This is a genomic window from Labrys monachus (assembly GCF_030814655.1).
Taxonomy (GTDB): domain Bacteria; phylum Pseudomonadota; class Alphaproteobacteria; order Rhizobiales; family Labraceae; genus Labrys; species Labrys monacha.
This window is the reverse complement of the sequence record NZ_JAUSVK010000001.1, coordinates 3,665,001-3,679,691: the sequence shown is the minus strand read 5'-3', so window position 1 is coordinate 3,679,691 and position 14,691 is coordinate 3,665,001. Positions and strand designations below refer to the sequence as shown.

Here is a 14,691-nt window from a genome sequence, read left to right as displayed (position 1 = left end):
ACCAGTGGAGGAAGATTCCACCCGGACAGTTGTCGATTGATCCGGTAGCAGACGAGCGGCTTGTCCGGGTAATTGGGCGGGCCGGAGCCTCGTGACAAAGGCCGCCCTGGGCGGTTGAGCGAGCCGGTGGGCCGTAATGTGAGTAAAGCCTGAGCAGGCCTCGAAAGTCGAGATGTGAGCGCCGACCCGCCGGATTACCGGGGAAGGCCGCGCGGAGGGGGAAGCAATCGACATCTGCACCCGTCCGGTTCACCGGGGTAGTGGGCACGGCACGCCGGCAAGGTGGTGGGCGTAATCGGGGGAGACCCGTTTGGTGCGGGGGTCGCGTCCTCAACGCTGTCATTCAGGACAGCGGCATCGGGCGGGAGTCGGACAGGGGCGTAGTACTGTCGAGACCGGGTAATGCCGGTGGAGGGAAGGCCCCTGACTTGTGGTGTGCTTTCGGCAAAGATGAGGTGGAGGCGATTGACGATGCGTCTAGCAACGCCCGAACGGATCCGGATTCTTCAAAGAAAGCTGTATTGCAAGGCGAAGGCGGAGCCTGCCTTCCGCTTCTATGCACTGTACGACAAGATCTACCGTGAAGACATCCTGCACCATGCCTGGTTGCGTGCCCGTGAGAATGGGGGTGCATCGGGTGTTGACGGGATGAGCTTTGCGCAGATCGAGGCGGGCGGTGTCGAGAACTGGCTGGCGGCATTGGGTAAGGACCTCGCTTCGAAGACGTATCGGCCGCAGGCTGTACGGCGGGTGATCATCCCCAAGCCGGGAGGCGGTGAACGCCCGCTCGGCATCCCGACGATACGGGACCGGGTTGTTCAGACCGCCGCCAAGCTTGTGCTCGAGCCGATCTTCGAAGCGGACCTGGAAAGGACTGCTTACGGCTATCGTCCCCAGCAGGGCGCCGCCGAGGCGATCCGGCAGGTGCACCAGCACTTGCTTGGAGGGTATACGGATGTGGTGGATGCGGATTTGTCGAAGTACTTCGATACGATCCCGCACCCTGAACTGATGAAGTCGGTATCTCGTCGTACCTGTGACCGGCATGTGCTGCATCTGATCCGGATGTGGCTCAAAGTGCCGGTCGAGGAACAAGGCGAGGATGGAACCCGGCGCAGGATGGGTGGCAAGCGCAACCGGCTCGGCACGCCGCAGGGTGGTGTCGTCAGCCCGTTGCTGGCCAACCTCTACATGAACCGGTTCCTGAAGCACTGGCGTCTTGCTGCTTGCGGCGAGGCGTTCAGGGCGCATGTCGTCAACTACGCCGACGACTTCGTCATCCTCAGCCGCGGCCACGCGGCAGAGGCGCTGGCGTGGACGAAGGCGGTGATGACAAGGCTCGGGCTGACGATCAACGAGGCGAAAACCTCGGTGAAGGAAGCTCGAACCGAGCGCTTCGACTTCCTCGGCTACACGTTCGGTCCGCATCGTCATAGCAAGGATGGCCGCCTTTATCTCGGCGCCAGTCCGTCCGCCAGGAGCCTGCAACGGTTGAAAGGCAAGGTGAGCGATCTGCTGGTGCCCGGCAACAAGGGATCATGGCCCGACGTGCGGGATCGACTGAACAGCCTTCTGGCTGGCTGGTCGGCCTACTTCGGCTATGGCTCGCTGTCGCTGACGTATCAGGCGGCCGATCATCATGTCGTTGACCGCGTGAGGCACTTCCTCGCCAAACGACACAAGGAGCAAAACAGCGGCACATCAGCGTTCTCGCGAAGCACCATCTTCGCCGAACTCGGTGTGCGCCAGCTCAGACGCGTGCATCCTGTGTCCCGTCGTGGGCCTTACAATGAAGCCACCCGGAAAGCCGGATGCGGGAAATCCGCACGTCCGGTTTGATGAGCGGGGAAGGGAAACGGGGCGTTGCCGAATGGCTCAAGCTACCGCGCCCTTCCTCGACTCTACGAAATCAAAACTCATTAAGTAAACTGCCCCGTAATACCAGTCAGGAAGCTTCTCGTCACGCCGAATCGAGAAGCTCTGAATCGGCGTGTGCAGGGGTCCCGGTTCGACAACTGTAAAGTGGCCGCCGTTTAGTACATTCAGACATTCTTCCGACAGATTGACCATGTAGCGGCACTAATTACCAACTTTGAATATCGACATGGTATTGTATTTGTTGCGTTCGGTCATGGCATCGACGCCGCAATATCGGCGATCGACCGAACCAGAACGAGCGGATCATCTCGCGACGGCAGAAATCCTCGGCGTTGCCAGAATGCGGCTGCTTCGAGATCGACAGCGTTGACGAGCAACGCGCGGCCGCCAACAAGATTTGCTGCGGTGATGCAGCGTTGCAGGGCATGTTTCACCAAGCCCGTCCCGATACCGCGGCCGGCCCAACCAAGGTCGGTTGCGAGCTGGCCGAGCAGTAGGCACGGCACAGGGTCAGGTGGCTGGCCGGTTCGGATGGATCGCGGCAGGGCGTTCGGGACAACTGCCGTCGGAGCCAGACCATAAAAGCCGACCACTCGCCCTTCGTCGTGGACTACGAGGACGACGGTGAAGCCCTTCTCCTGGTTTGAAAGCGCCCGGGTCTTGAGCCAGTGATCGAGCGAGGGCTTACCGCAGGAGAACGCCGAGACGTCATGCGCTGCGGTGAGCGGCTCGGGGATCGAGAGGCTCAAGGCTCAGCTTTTTTTGCAATGTAGCCCGGCTCCCAGGGGGCAGAACGCTTCGCCAACTCGACCATCTCGGGAATAGCGGCTACGGGCGCTGACAGGATGGCCATGAATTCCGCAAAGCCTTCCGCACTCATGCGGATCAGACGGTTTTCCATCAAAACGTCCTCGGCCGCTCGAACGGCGGCTTCGCGGACGAAGTCAGTACGGGAGCGGCCGCGCAGTCCGGCGGCGCGGTCGATCATGGCGATGTCCGCCTCGGGGAGGCGCATCGAAATCGGGTGTTCTTTGCGATCAGCGTTGATGGCCATCGATCATCTCCGACGGAGAACATAGGCCGTCGTAGTGCAAAATACAATACGAGATTCGACCCCAAATCCGCGGCCTCAACCGAACTGGCCAAGGCGGGTGGGGAATGGGTGGGCTTCGTCCGGACCAACCCCCTCGGAACGAATTGCACCATGGCCGAGAGCGGTGCCTCGCCCTCGCATCAGCATCTCGACGTGCTCGGCCACGGGGTTGGCGGCGTCGATCAAAGGCACATCGACCCGCTTGAGGATGCAGCCCCCGGTGACGCCCCCGACGCGATAACCCACAACACCGCGATCGTCGCTCCGAGTTGCTCGGCGACACCGGCGAAGCTGTGCCGCAGGCTATGCAGCTCCCGGCCGCTGCCGCGTCGGCGCCGGGAAAGCCCTATCTCGATGCCATGACCGCAAGGCCGGCGCCGACCATGACGCCGCCGGCGGTTCGGTTCACGCGGCGCACGACGGTGGGTGTCCGGAGCAGTTTGCGGGCGCGCCCGGCCAGGATGACATGCCCGCCGATCACCACCGTCTCGACCGCAAGGATGACGGCGGCCAGCGCCGCGACGTGGCCGGGCGTGAGCGACGATCCCACGACGTTCGGCAACAACGCGATGTAGAACAGCGGCATTTTCGGATTGCCGAGATTGAGCGCGACGCCGGTCGCGAAGATCGCCAGCACGCCGCGCCGTTCGGAGGTGGGTTGCAGCGCCGGCACCACCGGCTCGGCCGTCCAGAGCTTGATGCCCATCCAGATCAGATAGGCCGCACCGGCATAGCGCAGGATCGTCATGACGATCCCCATTTCGGCGGCGATGATCGACAGGCCGAACGCGGCCAAAGTGAGGAAGATCAGGATGCCGGCCACGGTTCCGGCCCCATAGGCGATGCCCCCGGCCGCGCCATGCGAGATCGTGCGCGCCACGATCGTCATATTGTCCGGGCCAGGGCTGGCGGCGAACACGAAGAAAGCCGCGGCGAAGGCGAGTAAGGTCGAAATATCCATGGGGAATCCCGGAAAGTCATGCTTGCTACCGGGCTTCCAGCCTACGCGCTTTTCTCTCCTATGAAAGGGGAGGATCCGAAAATCGCCAGGATTTCCGCGACAGGACGCGGCCGGCCTCCTTCAAGTCTCACGGCCGCGGCCCGTGATGTCACACGAAACATATGCGCGGGCAGGAAGTCATGACATTTCGCTGCAAGAGGAGCAGCGTCGCGAGCCGGGGAACGATGCCGCCGCGGCGTCTTTTATAGGGAAGCGGCGTGATGTGTGGCATGCCATGATAACGCTCCTCCTCACCACGCCTTCGCCACCGGCTCGACCATACGGCTCGACGGTGGCCGCTCGAACGCCTGAGGCCGCCATGCTCGACCACGTCACCTTGCGCACGCGTGACCTCGAAGGCACCCGCGCCTTCTTCGAAGCCGTCCTCGGCCTCATTCCCGGCGACCGGCCCGATTTTCCGTTCCCCGGCTACTGGCTCTACGACGGAAGCGAGCCCATCGTGCATCTCATTCCGGGGCAGGGCGGGGCGGCCGATCGGGGCGCCGAGGCCATCGACCATGTCGCCTTCCGGCTCGCCGACCATGACGGCATGCGGCGCCGGCTCGACGGAATGGGCATCGCCTATTCGCGCATGGAACTGCCGGACCTTGGCGAAAGGCGCCTGTTCGTGCACACGCCGACCGGAATCCTCCTCGAACTGGTCTTCCGCGAGGGCAAGGCCGGACCGGCCTCGGCGACATGATGCCGGAAGACGGCGATTGCGCTCGCCGGAACGTGATCCCGCCTCCCGATCGCCCGTGATAGGACCGGCGGAAGCCTTTTTCGGTTCATTTCAGCACGATACGGGAGCGATCAGTGAAGGTTGCCATTCTCGACGATTACGCCAACGCGGCCCTGACGCTCGCCGACTGGTCGACGGTCACGGCGCGGGCGAGCCTGCATGTCTTCAACGATCATCTGGCGGATGACGAAATCGCCGAGGTCCTCGCGCCTTTCGACGTGATCTGCACGCTGCGCGAGCGCACCACAATTTCGGAAGAACTCATCGCGCGCCTGCTCAATCTGAAGATGATCGTCGTGACCGATCCGCGCGTCACCACCATCGACTACGCGGCGGCGACGGCTGCGGGCATCCTCGTCAGCGAGGGGCGGGCGCCCGATTCCCTGCCTTATTCGCCCGCCGCCACGCCCGAATTCGCCTGGGGCCTGCTGCTGGCGACCGTCCGCCACCTCGCCGCCGAATCGCAGCGCCTGCGGCAGGGCCAATGGCAGCATACGCTGGGCCTCACTTTGGCGGGACGCACGCTCGGCCTCGTCGGCCTCGGCAGGATCGGCACGCGCATGGCACGCTACGCCCAGGCCTTCGACATGAGGGTGATCGCCTGGAGCCGGAATCTCACCGACGACGCGGCGCGGGAGGCCGGCGCCGTGCGTGTGGACAAGCAGGACCTGTTCGCGCAGAGCGATATCGTCAGCATCCATTATGTCCTGGGCGAGCGCAGCCGGGGATTGGTGGGAGCGCGGGAGATCGCCGCGATGAAGCCGACGGCCTATCTCGTCAACACCTCGCGCGGACCGGTCGTCGACGAGGCGGCGCTGGTCGCCGCCTTGCGGGAGCGGCACATCGCCGGCGCGGGCCTCGACGTGTTCGACGAGGAGCCGCTGCCGCGGGACCATCCCCTGAACGGCCTCGACAATGTGACGCTGACGCCGCATCTCGGCTTCGTCACCGAGGACAATATGCGCCGCTTTCATGCCGGCGCCGCGCTCGCGGTGGCCGCCTATCTCGACGGCAGGCCGGCGCATATTCTCAATCCCGAGGCGCTCATGCATAAAAGGCCGTCATAAGGATTCGCGGGGGCGCCCCACCGGGCAGCCTCCGTCACAGGGAGCGACAGGGAGCGGCCATGCAGGATCTCGTTTTCGATTGGGACAAGCTCGAACCGCGCACCGTCATTCCCGGATTCCATGGCCGCTTCGTCCATTCCGGCGCCATGACATTCGTGCTGTGGAAGATCGATGCCGGCGCGATTCTGCCGGTCCACACCCACCCGCACGAGCAGGTCGTGCACCAGTTCGAAGGCGAATTGGAGGTGACGGTCGAAGGTGTGACCACGGTGCTGAAGCCCGGCATGGTCGCCGTCGTTCCGCCGCATGCCACCCATTCCGGCCGCGCGCTGACCGATTGCCGCACGATGGACGCCTTCTACCCGATAAGGGACGATTACAGGGCGCGGGATGCGGCGGGCAGCATCCTGCAGGCAGCCATGACGCCGTCGGCTTCGCACGGCCCGGACGGCGCTTCCTGAGCAGCCCGTCCGTTACCCGAGGCGCCGAAAGGCCCCGTCATGCGATGACCCGGGTGCGCGGACGTCCCGTCCGCTCTTTCGAACCCGCAGGCACGACGGTCCCCCAAGAGCGGACGGGACGTCCGCGCACCCGGGCGGAGTTGCGGCAGCTCAGTTGACGGGGGCGATCTGAAGCCTGGCGATGCGGTCCGCCGTGTCCTGCGATCCGGCCTTGGCCGCGGCTTCATAGAAGCCCCTGGCCTGCACGGCATCGGCCTGCGCGGCATCGTGGACGATGGCCGGATCATAGGTCTCGGCGAGCGCGAACAGGGCCCGCGCGTCGCTGCCCGTCCTGTAGGCCGCCAGGGCCGCGCGCGCTTCGTCGACATGGCCGGCCGCCAGGAATTCATGAGCGCTCTGGACCGCCTGATCGACCTCGTCGACCTTGATGGCGACGGTCGTCACGCTGTGGCTCAGGGGCTGACGGTCGGCGCCGGCGGCCTGCTGGGGCGCCTGCACCGAAGCGGCGGGAGCCGGCTTGGCCGCGACCACGTTGGTGCCGGAGGAGGGGGGAGCCGGAGGCGCGACCAGCATGCCCAGGGACCGCAGTTTCTCCGGATAGCCCCAGAAATAGCCCAGCACGGCGATGATCGCCGCGCCGATGACGAGCGAGGCGAGGAGGGCGGCGGGTATACGGACGCGGCCGGTCGAGCGTGCCTTGGCCGCGAAGAGGGCGTCGTTGGTGTTGACCGGACGGGTCGGCGCGAACTTGCTGGCCCGCTTGGCCTCGGCCGCCGCGGGAGGGGCGACGCCGAAGCGCGAGGTTCGCCGGGCCGGCGCCGGGAGCGGGACGACCGAAATGCGGGCATTCGCCTTGGGCTGCGTACCGAGCGGCTGCGCCGTGGCGGAGCCCTCGCCAGCCTTGTCGGCGTCGTCGGCCGCATCCTCGTCCTGCTCGTCCGTCGTCTCCAGAGACGCCGCTTTCGGCATGCGGGGCGACGTTTCCGTCTTCCAGTCGAGTTCCTGGGCGATTTCGTTGAAAAGCGCTTCACCGAAATCGATGGTGCGCGCGGCATTGTCCGGATCGGCGGCCTCTTCGGCGCGGGCCGATCCATTCGCCTCGTTCGCCTTCTGGGGCGAAGCGAGCGCGACCAGCCGGCCGAGCGAGGGATTGACGCCGCCGGTTTCCGCGGACGCCGCTGCCGGACCGGCCGGGCGCGGCGGCGCGCCGCCGTCCCGCTGATTGGCCGCCTCCGGGACTTTCATCCTGGGGTCACGGGCAGCCGACGTCGATGCGGTCGAACCATTCGCCAGACGGGAGGACTGCGCCTGGGCCTGCTTTTCCTTCAACGCCTGCGCCGCGAGGCGCGCGTTTTCCATGTGGCGCTGAAACGCTTCGCGTACAGCAGCCGCCAGGGCTTCGTCTTTTTTGACAGGCTCGGCCATATCTTCCCCACCAAAACGCTACGATGCGCCTATGGTCAAGCGCAACACGGAGACTCCTCCTGGAAGCGCCCTAATGATAGCGTCCGGCCCTCTGCTTGCGCAAACAAATTCTTTAAGCATTTGTTAAGAGTTGGCTAGTTGGCATTGCGCCGCCACGAGCAGAATCGCGCATTTGTTGCAACCATGGTTTACGGCAGCAGCCGTGAAGGAGTTCCCGTGTCGATCCAGAGCCAATCCCCGCGTGTCACGGCGCCCCAGATCCGCCAGCGCAAGGGCAAGGACCCCATCGTTGCGCTGACGTCGTACCACACGCATACGACCCGGATAATCGATTCGTATGTCGATTTCATTTTGGTGGGCGACAGCCTCGGCATGGTGATGCACGGCATGGAGACCACCCTGCCGGTGACGCTGGAGATGATGATCCTGCAGGGGCTCGCAGTGATGCGCGGGTCTTCGCACGCGCTCGTCGTCGTCGACATGCCGTTCGGCTCCTATGAGGAGTCGCCCGAGCAGGCCTTCCGCAACGCCGCGCGCATCCTCAAGGAGACCGGCTGCGGCGCCATCAAGCTCGAAGGCGGCGAGCGCATGGCGCCGACCATCCGCTTCCTGACCGGGCGCGGCGTGCCGGTGATGGCGCATGTCGGCCTCACGCCGCAATCGATCATGGCGCTGGGCTCGTTCAAGGCGCAGGGACGAGAGGAAGAGGATTGGGGCCCGATCGAACGGGACGCCGCGCTGGTTGCCGACGCCGGCGCCTTCGCGGTGGTGCTCGAAGCGATCGCCGAGCCGCTCGCCGCGAAGATCACGGCGCAGCTGCCGATTCCGACGATCGGCATCGGCGCGTCGCCGACCTGCGACGGCCAGATCCTCGTTCTCGAGGACATGCTCGGCCTTTCCGACCGCGTGCCGAAATTCGTCAAGCGCTTCGGCTCCCTCGCCGGACATATCCGCGAGGCGGTCGAGGGCTATGCCGATGCGGTGAGGAGCCGATCCTTCCCGGCTCCCGAAAATACCTACGGCATGAAGAAGGCGCAGCCCGCCAAGTCCGAATAGGGGGGAGGGAGGCGATTGGAGGGTCGATCCCCGATCGACCTCTTCCTTTCCGGGCGGCTCGGCGTTTCCGAGAAGGGCGATCGGTGATCGCCCCTCCGTCGTCGCGTCAGCGCATAGCGGGCGCCGGAAGCGCGCTTTTTCCTATTGGAAGGCGACCTCGTTGAAGCTGCGCAGCTTGCGCGAATGGAGCTGGCGCTTGTCGGTCTCGCGCAGCAGCGCCATCGTCTCCAGGCCGATCGCCAGGTGCTGCGACACGCGCTCGCGATAGAAGGAATCGGCCATGCCCGGCAGTTTCAGCTGGCCGTGCAGCGGCTTGTCGGACACGCACAGCAGCGTGCCGTAGGGAACGCGGAAGCGGAAGCCATTGGCGGCGATGGTGCTCGATTCCATGTCGAGCGCGATGGCGCGGCTCTGGATGAAGGGCAGGTTCTGCACGGTGGAGGGGCGCAGCTCCCAATTGCGGTCGTCGACGGTGGCGACGGTGCCGGTGCGCATCACCCGCTTGAGATCATAGCCGGTGAGGCCGGTGACGCGGCCGACGGCGGTCTCGATCGCGATCTGGATCTCCGCCAGCGCCGGCACCGGCACCTCGCGCGGCAGGTCGGCGTCGAGCACCTGGTCCTGCCGGAGATAGGCGTGGGCGAGGACATAGTCGCCCAGCATCTGCGAATTGCGCAGCCCGGCGCAATGGCCGAGCATCAGCCAGGCATGCGGACGCAGCACCGCGACATGGTCGCTGATGTTCTTGGCATTGGACGGGCCGACGCCGATATTGATCATGGTGATGCCGGAATCGTCGGCACGCTTGAGGTGGTAGGCCGGCATCTGGGGCAGGCGCAGCGGGTGGCGCCCGTTCGCCGGCTCGCCGCCGGCCGGGGTGACGACGTCGCCCGGCTCGACGAAGGCGGTGTAGCCCGCGCCCAGCGAGCCCGCCTCGGCGCCGTCGGAGGCGGCGATGGTCGCCTGCGCCAGGCGGACGAACTCGTCGATGTAGAACTGGTAATTGGTGAAGATCACGAAATTCTGGAAATGGCCCGCCGACGTGCCGGTATAATGCTTCAGCCGCATCAGCGAGAGGTCGATGCGGGGCGCGGTGAAGAGCGAGAGCGGCTTGGCGTCGCCCTGCGAACGCACGTCGATGCCGTTGGCGATGCGGTCGTCCATGATGGTGAGGTCGGGCACGTCGAAGACCTGCGGCATCATGGCGAGGCGGGCGAAGTCGAGCCCCTTCTCGGCGTGGAAGTCCTCGCCGAGGGCGAAGTGGATCGGAATGGGCGTCGAACTCTCGCCGATTTCGATGTCCACGCCGGTGTTGCGCAGGAGCAGCGCGAGCTGCTCCTCGAGGTAGCGGCTGAAGATGTCGGGCCGCGTCACCGTGGTGGCATAGGTGCCGGCATCGGCGATGAAGCCGAAGGGCGTACGCGCGTCGAGTTCGGGCAGGCGGTCGCTGCTGATGCGGATATAGGGATAATGGGCGCGGATGCGGTGGCCGAACTCCTCACCCTTGGCGAAGGCGGTGAAGGCCTCGCGCAAGCTGCGCGTGCCGGTTTCGTAGAGCTGCGAGATCGCCGCAACGGCCGCTTTCGCATCGTTGAAGCGGCGGGGGGCATTGTTCATCTAATTCTGTAGCCGGAAGACGGCTCTCCCTTTTCGGCCTTCTAATGCAGGCTCGGTGACACCGCAACGACCGCGAGCCCGAAAGGGCGCCGAAAGTGGGCCGCGCGCTCAATGTCACGCATTGCAAAGAAGTTCGCGCTAAGCAGGCAGCGGGCATGCCGGCCGGGCGTGACCCCGGAGGCGAGGCCATGGCGGCGAAGACGTTGTTTTTTCTCATCGGACTGGCGGCGGGCGCGCTGGCGGGGTTTTCGGAGCCGGCGATGGCCGAGGCGCCCTCCGGCGCCGAGCAGGCGCAGCGGCTGCAGAGCGCCGTCGATGCCATGCAGAAGGTGCTGGTGCCGGGGCCGGGCACGGTTCCCCTCGCCGCCGGCGCGGGCCTCCGCGTGCCGGCGGGGGCCGCCTTCGTCCGCCAGCCCGAGGCAGGGGCCTGGGCGGCGGCCTCCGGCTATGAGCCGGACAAGGACCTCGTCGGCATGGTCACGCCCATGGTGGAGGGCGCGAACTGGGTGATCTTCCTCGACTATCACCCGGGCGGCCATGTCTCGGATGCGGATGCCCGGGCCTGGAACGCCGATGCGCTCCTCCAGGCCCTGCGCGCCAGCACCGCGCAGGGCAATGCCGGCCGGGCGAAGCGCGATCTGCCGCAGCTGGAGGTGACCGGCTGGCTCGAAAGGCCGGATTACGACGCCGCGGCCCATCGCCTGATCTGGGCGGCGAAGACCTCGGAGATCGGCGACGGCGACGAGCCCGGCTCCGGCAACATCCATGGCTTCGTCCTCGGCCGGGACGGCTATGCCGAGATGACGATGGTGGCGCCGTCCGAGGAGATCGCTTCCTACACGGCGCGGGCGAGGGCGGTCCTCGCCGGCATCGCCTTCGGCGCCGGCGGGCGCTACGAGGAGTATGCCGGTGCCGGCGCAGGCGAGCGCAGCATTACCGCGCTGATCAGTCCCGCCATGCCGGCGGCGCCCTCGCGGCCGTCCTGGGAGACGCTGCTGCGGACATGGCCCTTCGGCCTGGCCGTCATCTGCGTCCTGCTGCTGGTCGTCCTGCGTATCCGCCGCTTCAAGCGCCGATAATCCGGCCTCCGGCGGCCATTCCTTCGGGTTTGGGGCGCTGTTTGCTTGACGCCGCCGACCCCGTCCTCTACGCCGATGCCAATCTGTCGCGCCGGGGCTCCGCCCTTGCCGCGAAACCGGAATGGACGGGTCTATGACCGATATCTTCCAGGAAGTTCACGAGGATATGCGCCGCGAGCGGGCGCAGAGGCTCTGGGCTCGCTACAGCAAATATGTCGTCGGCGCCGCGCTTCTGGTGGTGGCGGGCGTCGGCGCGTGGACGGCCTACCAGCGTTACGCCCAGCAGCAGGCCGACGCCGACGGCTCACGTTTCCAGGACGCCGTCGCCCTTTCGCAGGCCGGCAAGACGGCCGATGCCGCGGCGGCGCTGAGCCAGATCGAGAAGGACGGCACCGGCGGCTATCGTTTGCTGGCGCGCTTCCGGCTCGCGGCCGAGACGGCGACCGACAATGTCGCCGACGGCATCAAGGCCTATGATGCGCTGGCCGCCGACGGTTCGGTCGACCCGCTGCTGCAGGGCCTCGCCAAGATCCGCGCCGGCTATCTCATGGTCGACGACGCCTCCTATGCCGACATCGCGGCCAGGATCGAGCCGCTGGCCGGCGCCGACCAACCGTGGCGCCATTCCGCCCGCGAGATCCTCGGCCTCGCGGCCTGGAAGGCGAAGGATCTCGCCAATGCCTCCAAATGGTACCAGGCCGTGATCACCGACAGGGATGTTCCAGCCGCGCTGCGCCAGCGCGCCGACGTGATGCTGCAGCTCATCGCCTCCGACCAGCCCGTCAAAGCCGGATCGTGACGGTCCAGGCCATGTCCGCGTCCATCGCCATCGTCGGTCGGCCCAATGTCGGCAAGTCGACCCTTTTCAACCGCCTCGTCGGGCGCAAGCTGGCGATCGTCGACGATCGGCCGGGCGTGACGCGCGATCGGCGCGAGGGCGATGCCCGCCTCGGCCATCTGAGCTTCAAGGTGATCGACACGGCCGGCCTCGAGGTTGCCGAAGACGCTTCGCTCGCCGGCCGCATGCGGGCCCAGACCGAGGCGGCGATCGCGCTCTGCGATCTCGTCCTGTTCATGATCGATGCCCGCGCCGGCCTCACGCCGGCCGACGAGCATTTCGCCGAGGTGGCGCGCCGCTCGGGCAAGCCCGTCATCGTGGTCGCCAACAAGACCGAAAGCCGCACCGGCTTCCAGGGCGCCTATGAGGGGTTCTCGCTCGGCCTCGGCGACCCCGTGCCGATCTCGGCCGAGCATGGCGAGGGCATGGCCGACCTTGAGGAGGCCATCGCCGCCATCCTTCCCGCCGCGGCCAACGAGGCCGAGGAGGATGTCGCCGATACCGACGCCGTCGTCAGCGGCGAGGAGGGCGAGGAAGAGGCGATCGTGCTCGATGCCGGCATCGCGCGTCCTCTGCGCGTCGCGATCATCGGGCGCCCCAATGCCGGCAAATCGACGCTCATCAATGCGCTGATCGGGCAGGACCGCCTGCTCACCGGGCCGGAAGCCGGGATCACCCGCGATACGATCTCGGTCGACTGGACCTGGCGCGACAAGCGCATCAAGCTGTTCGACACCGCGGGCATGCGCAAGAAGGCGCGCATCGAGGACAAGCTCGAGAAGCTCTCGGTGTCCGACGGGCTGAGGGCCGTCCGCTTCGCCGAGGTCGTGGTCCTCCTGCTCGACAGCGCCGCGCCTTTCGAGAAGCAGGACCTGCAGATCGCGGACCTGGTGGAACGGGAAGGGCGGGCGCTGGTGGTCGCGCTCAACAAATGGGACCTGGTCGAGAACCGCAACAAGACGCTCGCGGACGCCAGGGAGATGTTCGAGCGCCTGCTGCCGCAATTGCGCGGCGCGCCGCTGGTCACCCTGTCGGGCCTCTCCGAGCAGGGGCTCGACCGGCTGATGGAGGCGACCTTCCGCGCCTTTGCGACATGGAACCGCCGCGTGCCCACGGCCAAGCTCAACCGCTGGCTCGGCGGCGTGCTCGAACATCATCCGCCGCCGGCCGTTTCCGGTCGGCGCATCAAGATCCGCTACATGACGCAGGTGAAGACGCGCCCGCCGCATTTCGCGGTGTTCGGCAACCAGCTCGACGCCTTGCCCGAAAGCTTCCTGCGCTATCTCGTCAACGGACTGCGCGACACCTTCGACATGCCCGGCGTGCCGATCCGGCTCAGCATGCGCTCGTCGAGAAATCCATTCGATCGCAAGAGCAAGAGCAAGTAGCGGGCGGCACGAGGGCAAAATTGCGATTCTGAGGAATCGCAATTTTTCTCCAATCTATTGGATTGCGCATTGCGAGGGGCGGTCGACCGGATCGCCGCCGCCTATTTCACGGCCGGCGGCTGTCTGCGGACATGGCCGAGACCCATCTGCTTGGCGAGGGTCGAGCGGGCCTGCGCGTAGTTCGGCGCGACCATGGGATAGTCGGCGGGCAGCCCCCATTTCGCCCGGTAGTCGTCCGGCGTCATGCCGTAGGTGCTCGCGAGATGGCGCTTGAGCGACTTGAACGGCTTGCCGTCCTCCAGACAGATGATGAAATCCGGCGTTACAGATTTCCTGATCGGCACGGCCGGCTCAGGTCTTTCCTGCGGGGCGTTCTCCGGCACCTCGCCTCTGGCAAGGCGCGTCAATGCCTGGTACACCTCGGCGATGATTTTCGATAGATCTTCCTGCGCGAGCGAGTTGTTGGAAACATAGGCAGCGACGATATCGGCTGTGATGGAAATGTTGTTGTCGTCCACTGTCCGAATCCCGGTGAGTTGCTGATCTCGACTGGACACACGCTTAGAACGGCGAAGCCGGACGAAACAAGCCGTTTGAGCGAACTTGTTGAAGTGGCGCGCCATATTTGTGGAGCCCTCGCTCCGTCCCACTCTTTGCATCGGCGGATCGCTCCCTGAGCGGATATCGTCCTGGCCGATCTCGGACGGCGTGCAGGGGGCGCCCGAGGCGCTGATCGCTTCGCCGCAAACGGCGACGACGCGGAACCTGATCGCAGCCGTGGCGCCGTTCCGCCCATCCATTCGGCTGCATGAATAATTTTCACCCTTTTTACGCGCATTGCCGGGGGATTCGGCGGGAGGCATGGGGGGCGAGGTTATCCACAGGGGTGGGGATAAGTGGGGACTGGCGGGAGGACTGGGGCGTGAAGGGGGGATGGAAGGGGTGTTTTGGGGTGATTTTGCGGGGTTGCAAGGGGGGAGGGTGGTGCGGGGGATTTGAATGTGACGCAATTGCAAAAAAGCGGATTGAAGGGTGTTGACAGGGGGA

14 protein-coding genes are annotated in these 14,691 nt (G+C 65.9%); 8 read left to right on the top strand and 6 right to left on the bottom strand.

The features are described 5' to 3' along the window. Positions 1 to 471 precede the first annotated feature (471 nt). A complete protein-coding gene (gene ltrA, locus J3R73_RS16715) occupies positions 472 to 1,839 on the top strand; it encodes a group II intron reverse transcriptase/maturase (protein ID WP_307424710.1) in 1,368 nt (455 codons plus the stop codon). A 290-nt stretch (positions 1,840 to 2,129) separates the two neighbouring features. Here ltrA and J3R73_RS16710 read toward each other — a convergent pair whose 3' ends face one another. The 3 genes from J3R73_RS16710 to J3R73_RS16700 all read right to left on the bottom strand — a co-directional run bounded on the left by J3R73_RS16710 (position 2,130) and on the right by J3R73_RS16700 (position 3,932). Continuing rightward, positions 2,130 to 2,627, bottom strand: a complete 498-nt coding sequence (locus J3R73_RS16710) for a GNAT family N-acetyltransferase (protein ID WP_307429053.1) — start codon at positions 2,625 to 2,627, stop codon at positions 2,130 to 2,132. Beyond that, positions 2,624 to 2,932, bottom strand: coding sequence for a type II toxin-antitoxin system TacA family antitoxin (locus J3R73_RS16705; RefSeq protein WP_307429050.1), 309 nt, complete (start codon positions 2,930 to 2,932; stop codon positions 2,624 to 2,626). The genes J3R73_RS16710 and J3R73_RS16705 overlap by 4 nt, the downstream gene beginning before the upstream one ends. Positions 2,933 to 3,317: 385 nt before the next feature. Then, entirely contained in the window at positions 3,318 to 3,932 is a 615-nt protein-coding gene (locus J3R73_RS16700) for a LysE family translocator (RefSeq protein ID WP_307429046.1), read from the bottom strand. Between the two features lie 358 nt (positions 3,933 to 4,290). Here J3R73_RS16700 and J3R73_RS16695 point away from each other — a divergent pair, with 358 nt between their 5' ends. The 3 genes from J3R73_RS16695 (at position 4,291) to J3R73_RS16685 (ending at position 6,241) form a co-directional block, all read left to right on the top strand. Then, the gene (locus tag J3R73_RS16695; RefSeq protein WP_307429044.1) at positions 4,291 to 4,674 is read left to right on the top strand and encodes a VOC family protein; all 384 of its coding nucleotides are present in this window, start codon (positions 4,291 to 4,293) and stop codon (positions 4,672 to 4,674) included. Positions 4,675 to 4,787: 113 nt separating this feature from the next. Further along, positions 4,788 to 5,780 carry a D-2-hydroxyacid dehydrogenase family protein gene (locus tag J3R73_RS16690; protein ID WP_307429040.1) on the top strand — a complete coding sequence of 331 codons (993 nt, stop codon included), beginning with the start codon at positions 4,788 to 4,790 and terminating at the stop codon, positions 5,778 to 5,780. A 59-nt stretch (positions 5,781 to 5,839) separates the two neighbouring features. Then, positions 5,840 to 6,241 carry a cupin domain-containing protein gene (locus J3R73_RS16685; protein ID WP_307429037.1) on the top strand — a complete coding sequence of 134 codons (402 nt, stop codon included), beginning with the start codon at positions 5,840 to 5,842 and terminating at the stop codon, positions 6,239 to 6,241. 150 nt (positions 6,242 to 6,391) lie between these two features. On the opposite strand, the gene J3R73_RS16680 is transcribed toward J3R73_RS16685, so the two are convergent. After that, positions 6,392 to 7,666, bottom strand: coding sequence for a hypothetical protein (locus J3R73_RS16680; protein WP_307429035.1), 1,275 nt, complete (start codon positions 7,664 to 7,666; stop codon positions 6,392 to 6,394). A gap of 216 nt (positions 7,667 to 7,882) precedes the next feature. Between J3R73_RS16680 and panB the strand changes: the two genes are divergently transcribed. After that, entirely contained in the window at positions 7,883 to 8,722 is an 840-nt protein-coding gene (gene panB / locus J3R73_RS16675) for a 3-methyl-2-oxobutanoate hydroxymethyltransferase (RefSeq protein WP_307429033.1), read from the top strand. Between the two features lie 141 nt (positions 8,723 to 8,863). Here the strand turns inward: panB and J3R73_RS16670 are convergent, their stop codons facing one another. Then, positions 8,864 to 10,339: an AMP nucleosidase gene (locus J3R73_RS16670; RefSeq protein ID WP_307429030.1), complete on the bottom strand. Its 1,476-nt coding sequence runs from the start codon at positions 10,337 to 10,339 to the stop codon at positions 8,864 to 8,866. A 188-nt stretch (positions 10,340 to 10,527) separates the two neighbouring features. On the opposite strand from J3R73_RS16670, the gene J3R73_RS16665 reads away from it, so the two are divergent. The 3 genes from J3R73_RS16665 (at position 10,528) to der (ending at position 13,644) form a co-directional block, all read left to right on the top strand. Then, complete coding sequence (locus J3R73_RS16665) at positions 10,528 to 11,418, top strand: DUF2167 domain-containing protein (protein ID WP_307429028.1); 891 nt, start codon at positions 10,528 to 10,530, stop codon at positions 11,416 to 11,418. A 133-nt stretch (positions 11,419 to 11,551) separates the two neighbouring features. After that, on the top strand, positions 11,552 to 12,217 hold the full coding sequence (locus tag J3R73_RS16660; RefSeq protein ID WP_307429024.1) for a tetratricopeptide repeat protein: 666 nt from the start codon (positions 11,552 to 11,554) through the stop codon (positions 12,215 to 12,217). An 11-nt stretch (positions 12,218 to 12,228) separates the two neighbouring features. Next, positions 12,229 to 13,644: a ribosome biogenesis GTPase Der gene (gene der, locus J3R73_RS16655; protein WP_307429021.1), complete on the top strand. Its 1,416-nt coding sequence runs from the start codon at positions 12,229 to 12,231 to the stop codon at positions 13,642 to 13,644. A 101-nt stretch (positions 13,645 to 13,745) separates the two neighbouring features. Here the strand turns inward: der and J3R73_RS16650 are convergent, their stop codons facing one another. After that, positions 13,746 to 14,171, bottom strand: a complete 426-nt coding sequence (locus tag J3R73_RS16650; RefSeq protein ID WP_307437425.1) for a Ros/MucR family transcriptional regulator — start codon at positions 14,169 to 14,171, stop codon at positions 13,746 to 13,748. Positions 14,172 to 14,691: the final 520 nt, after the last annotated feature.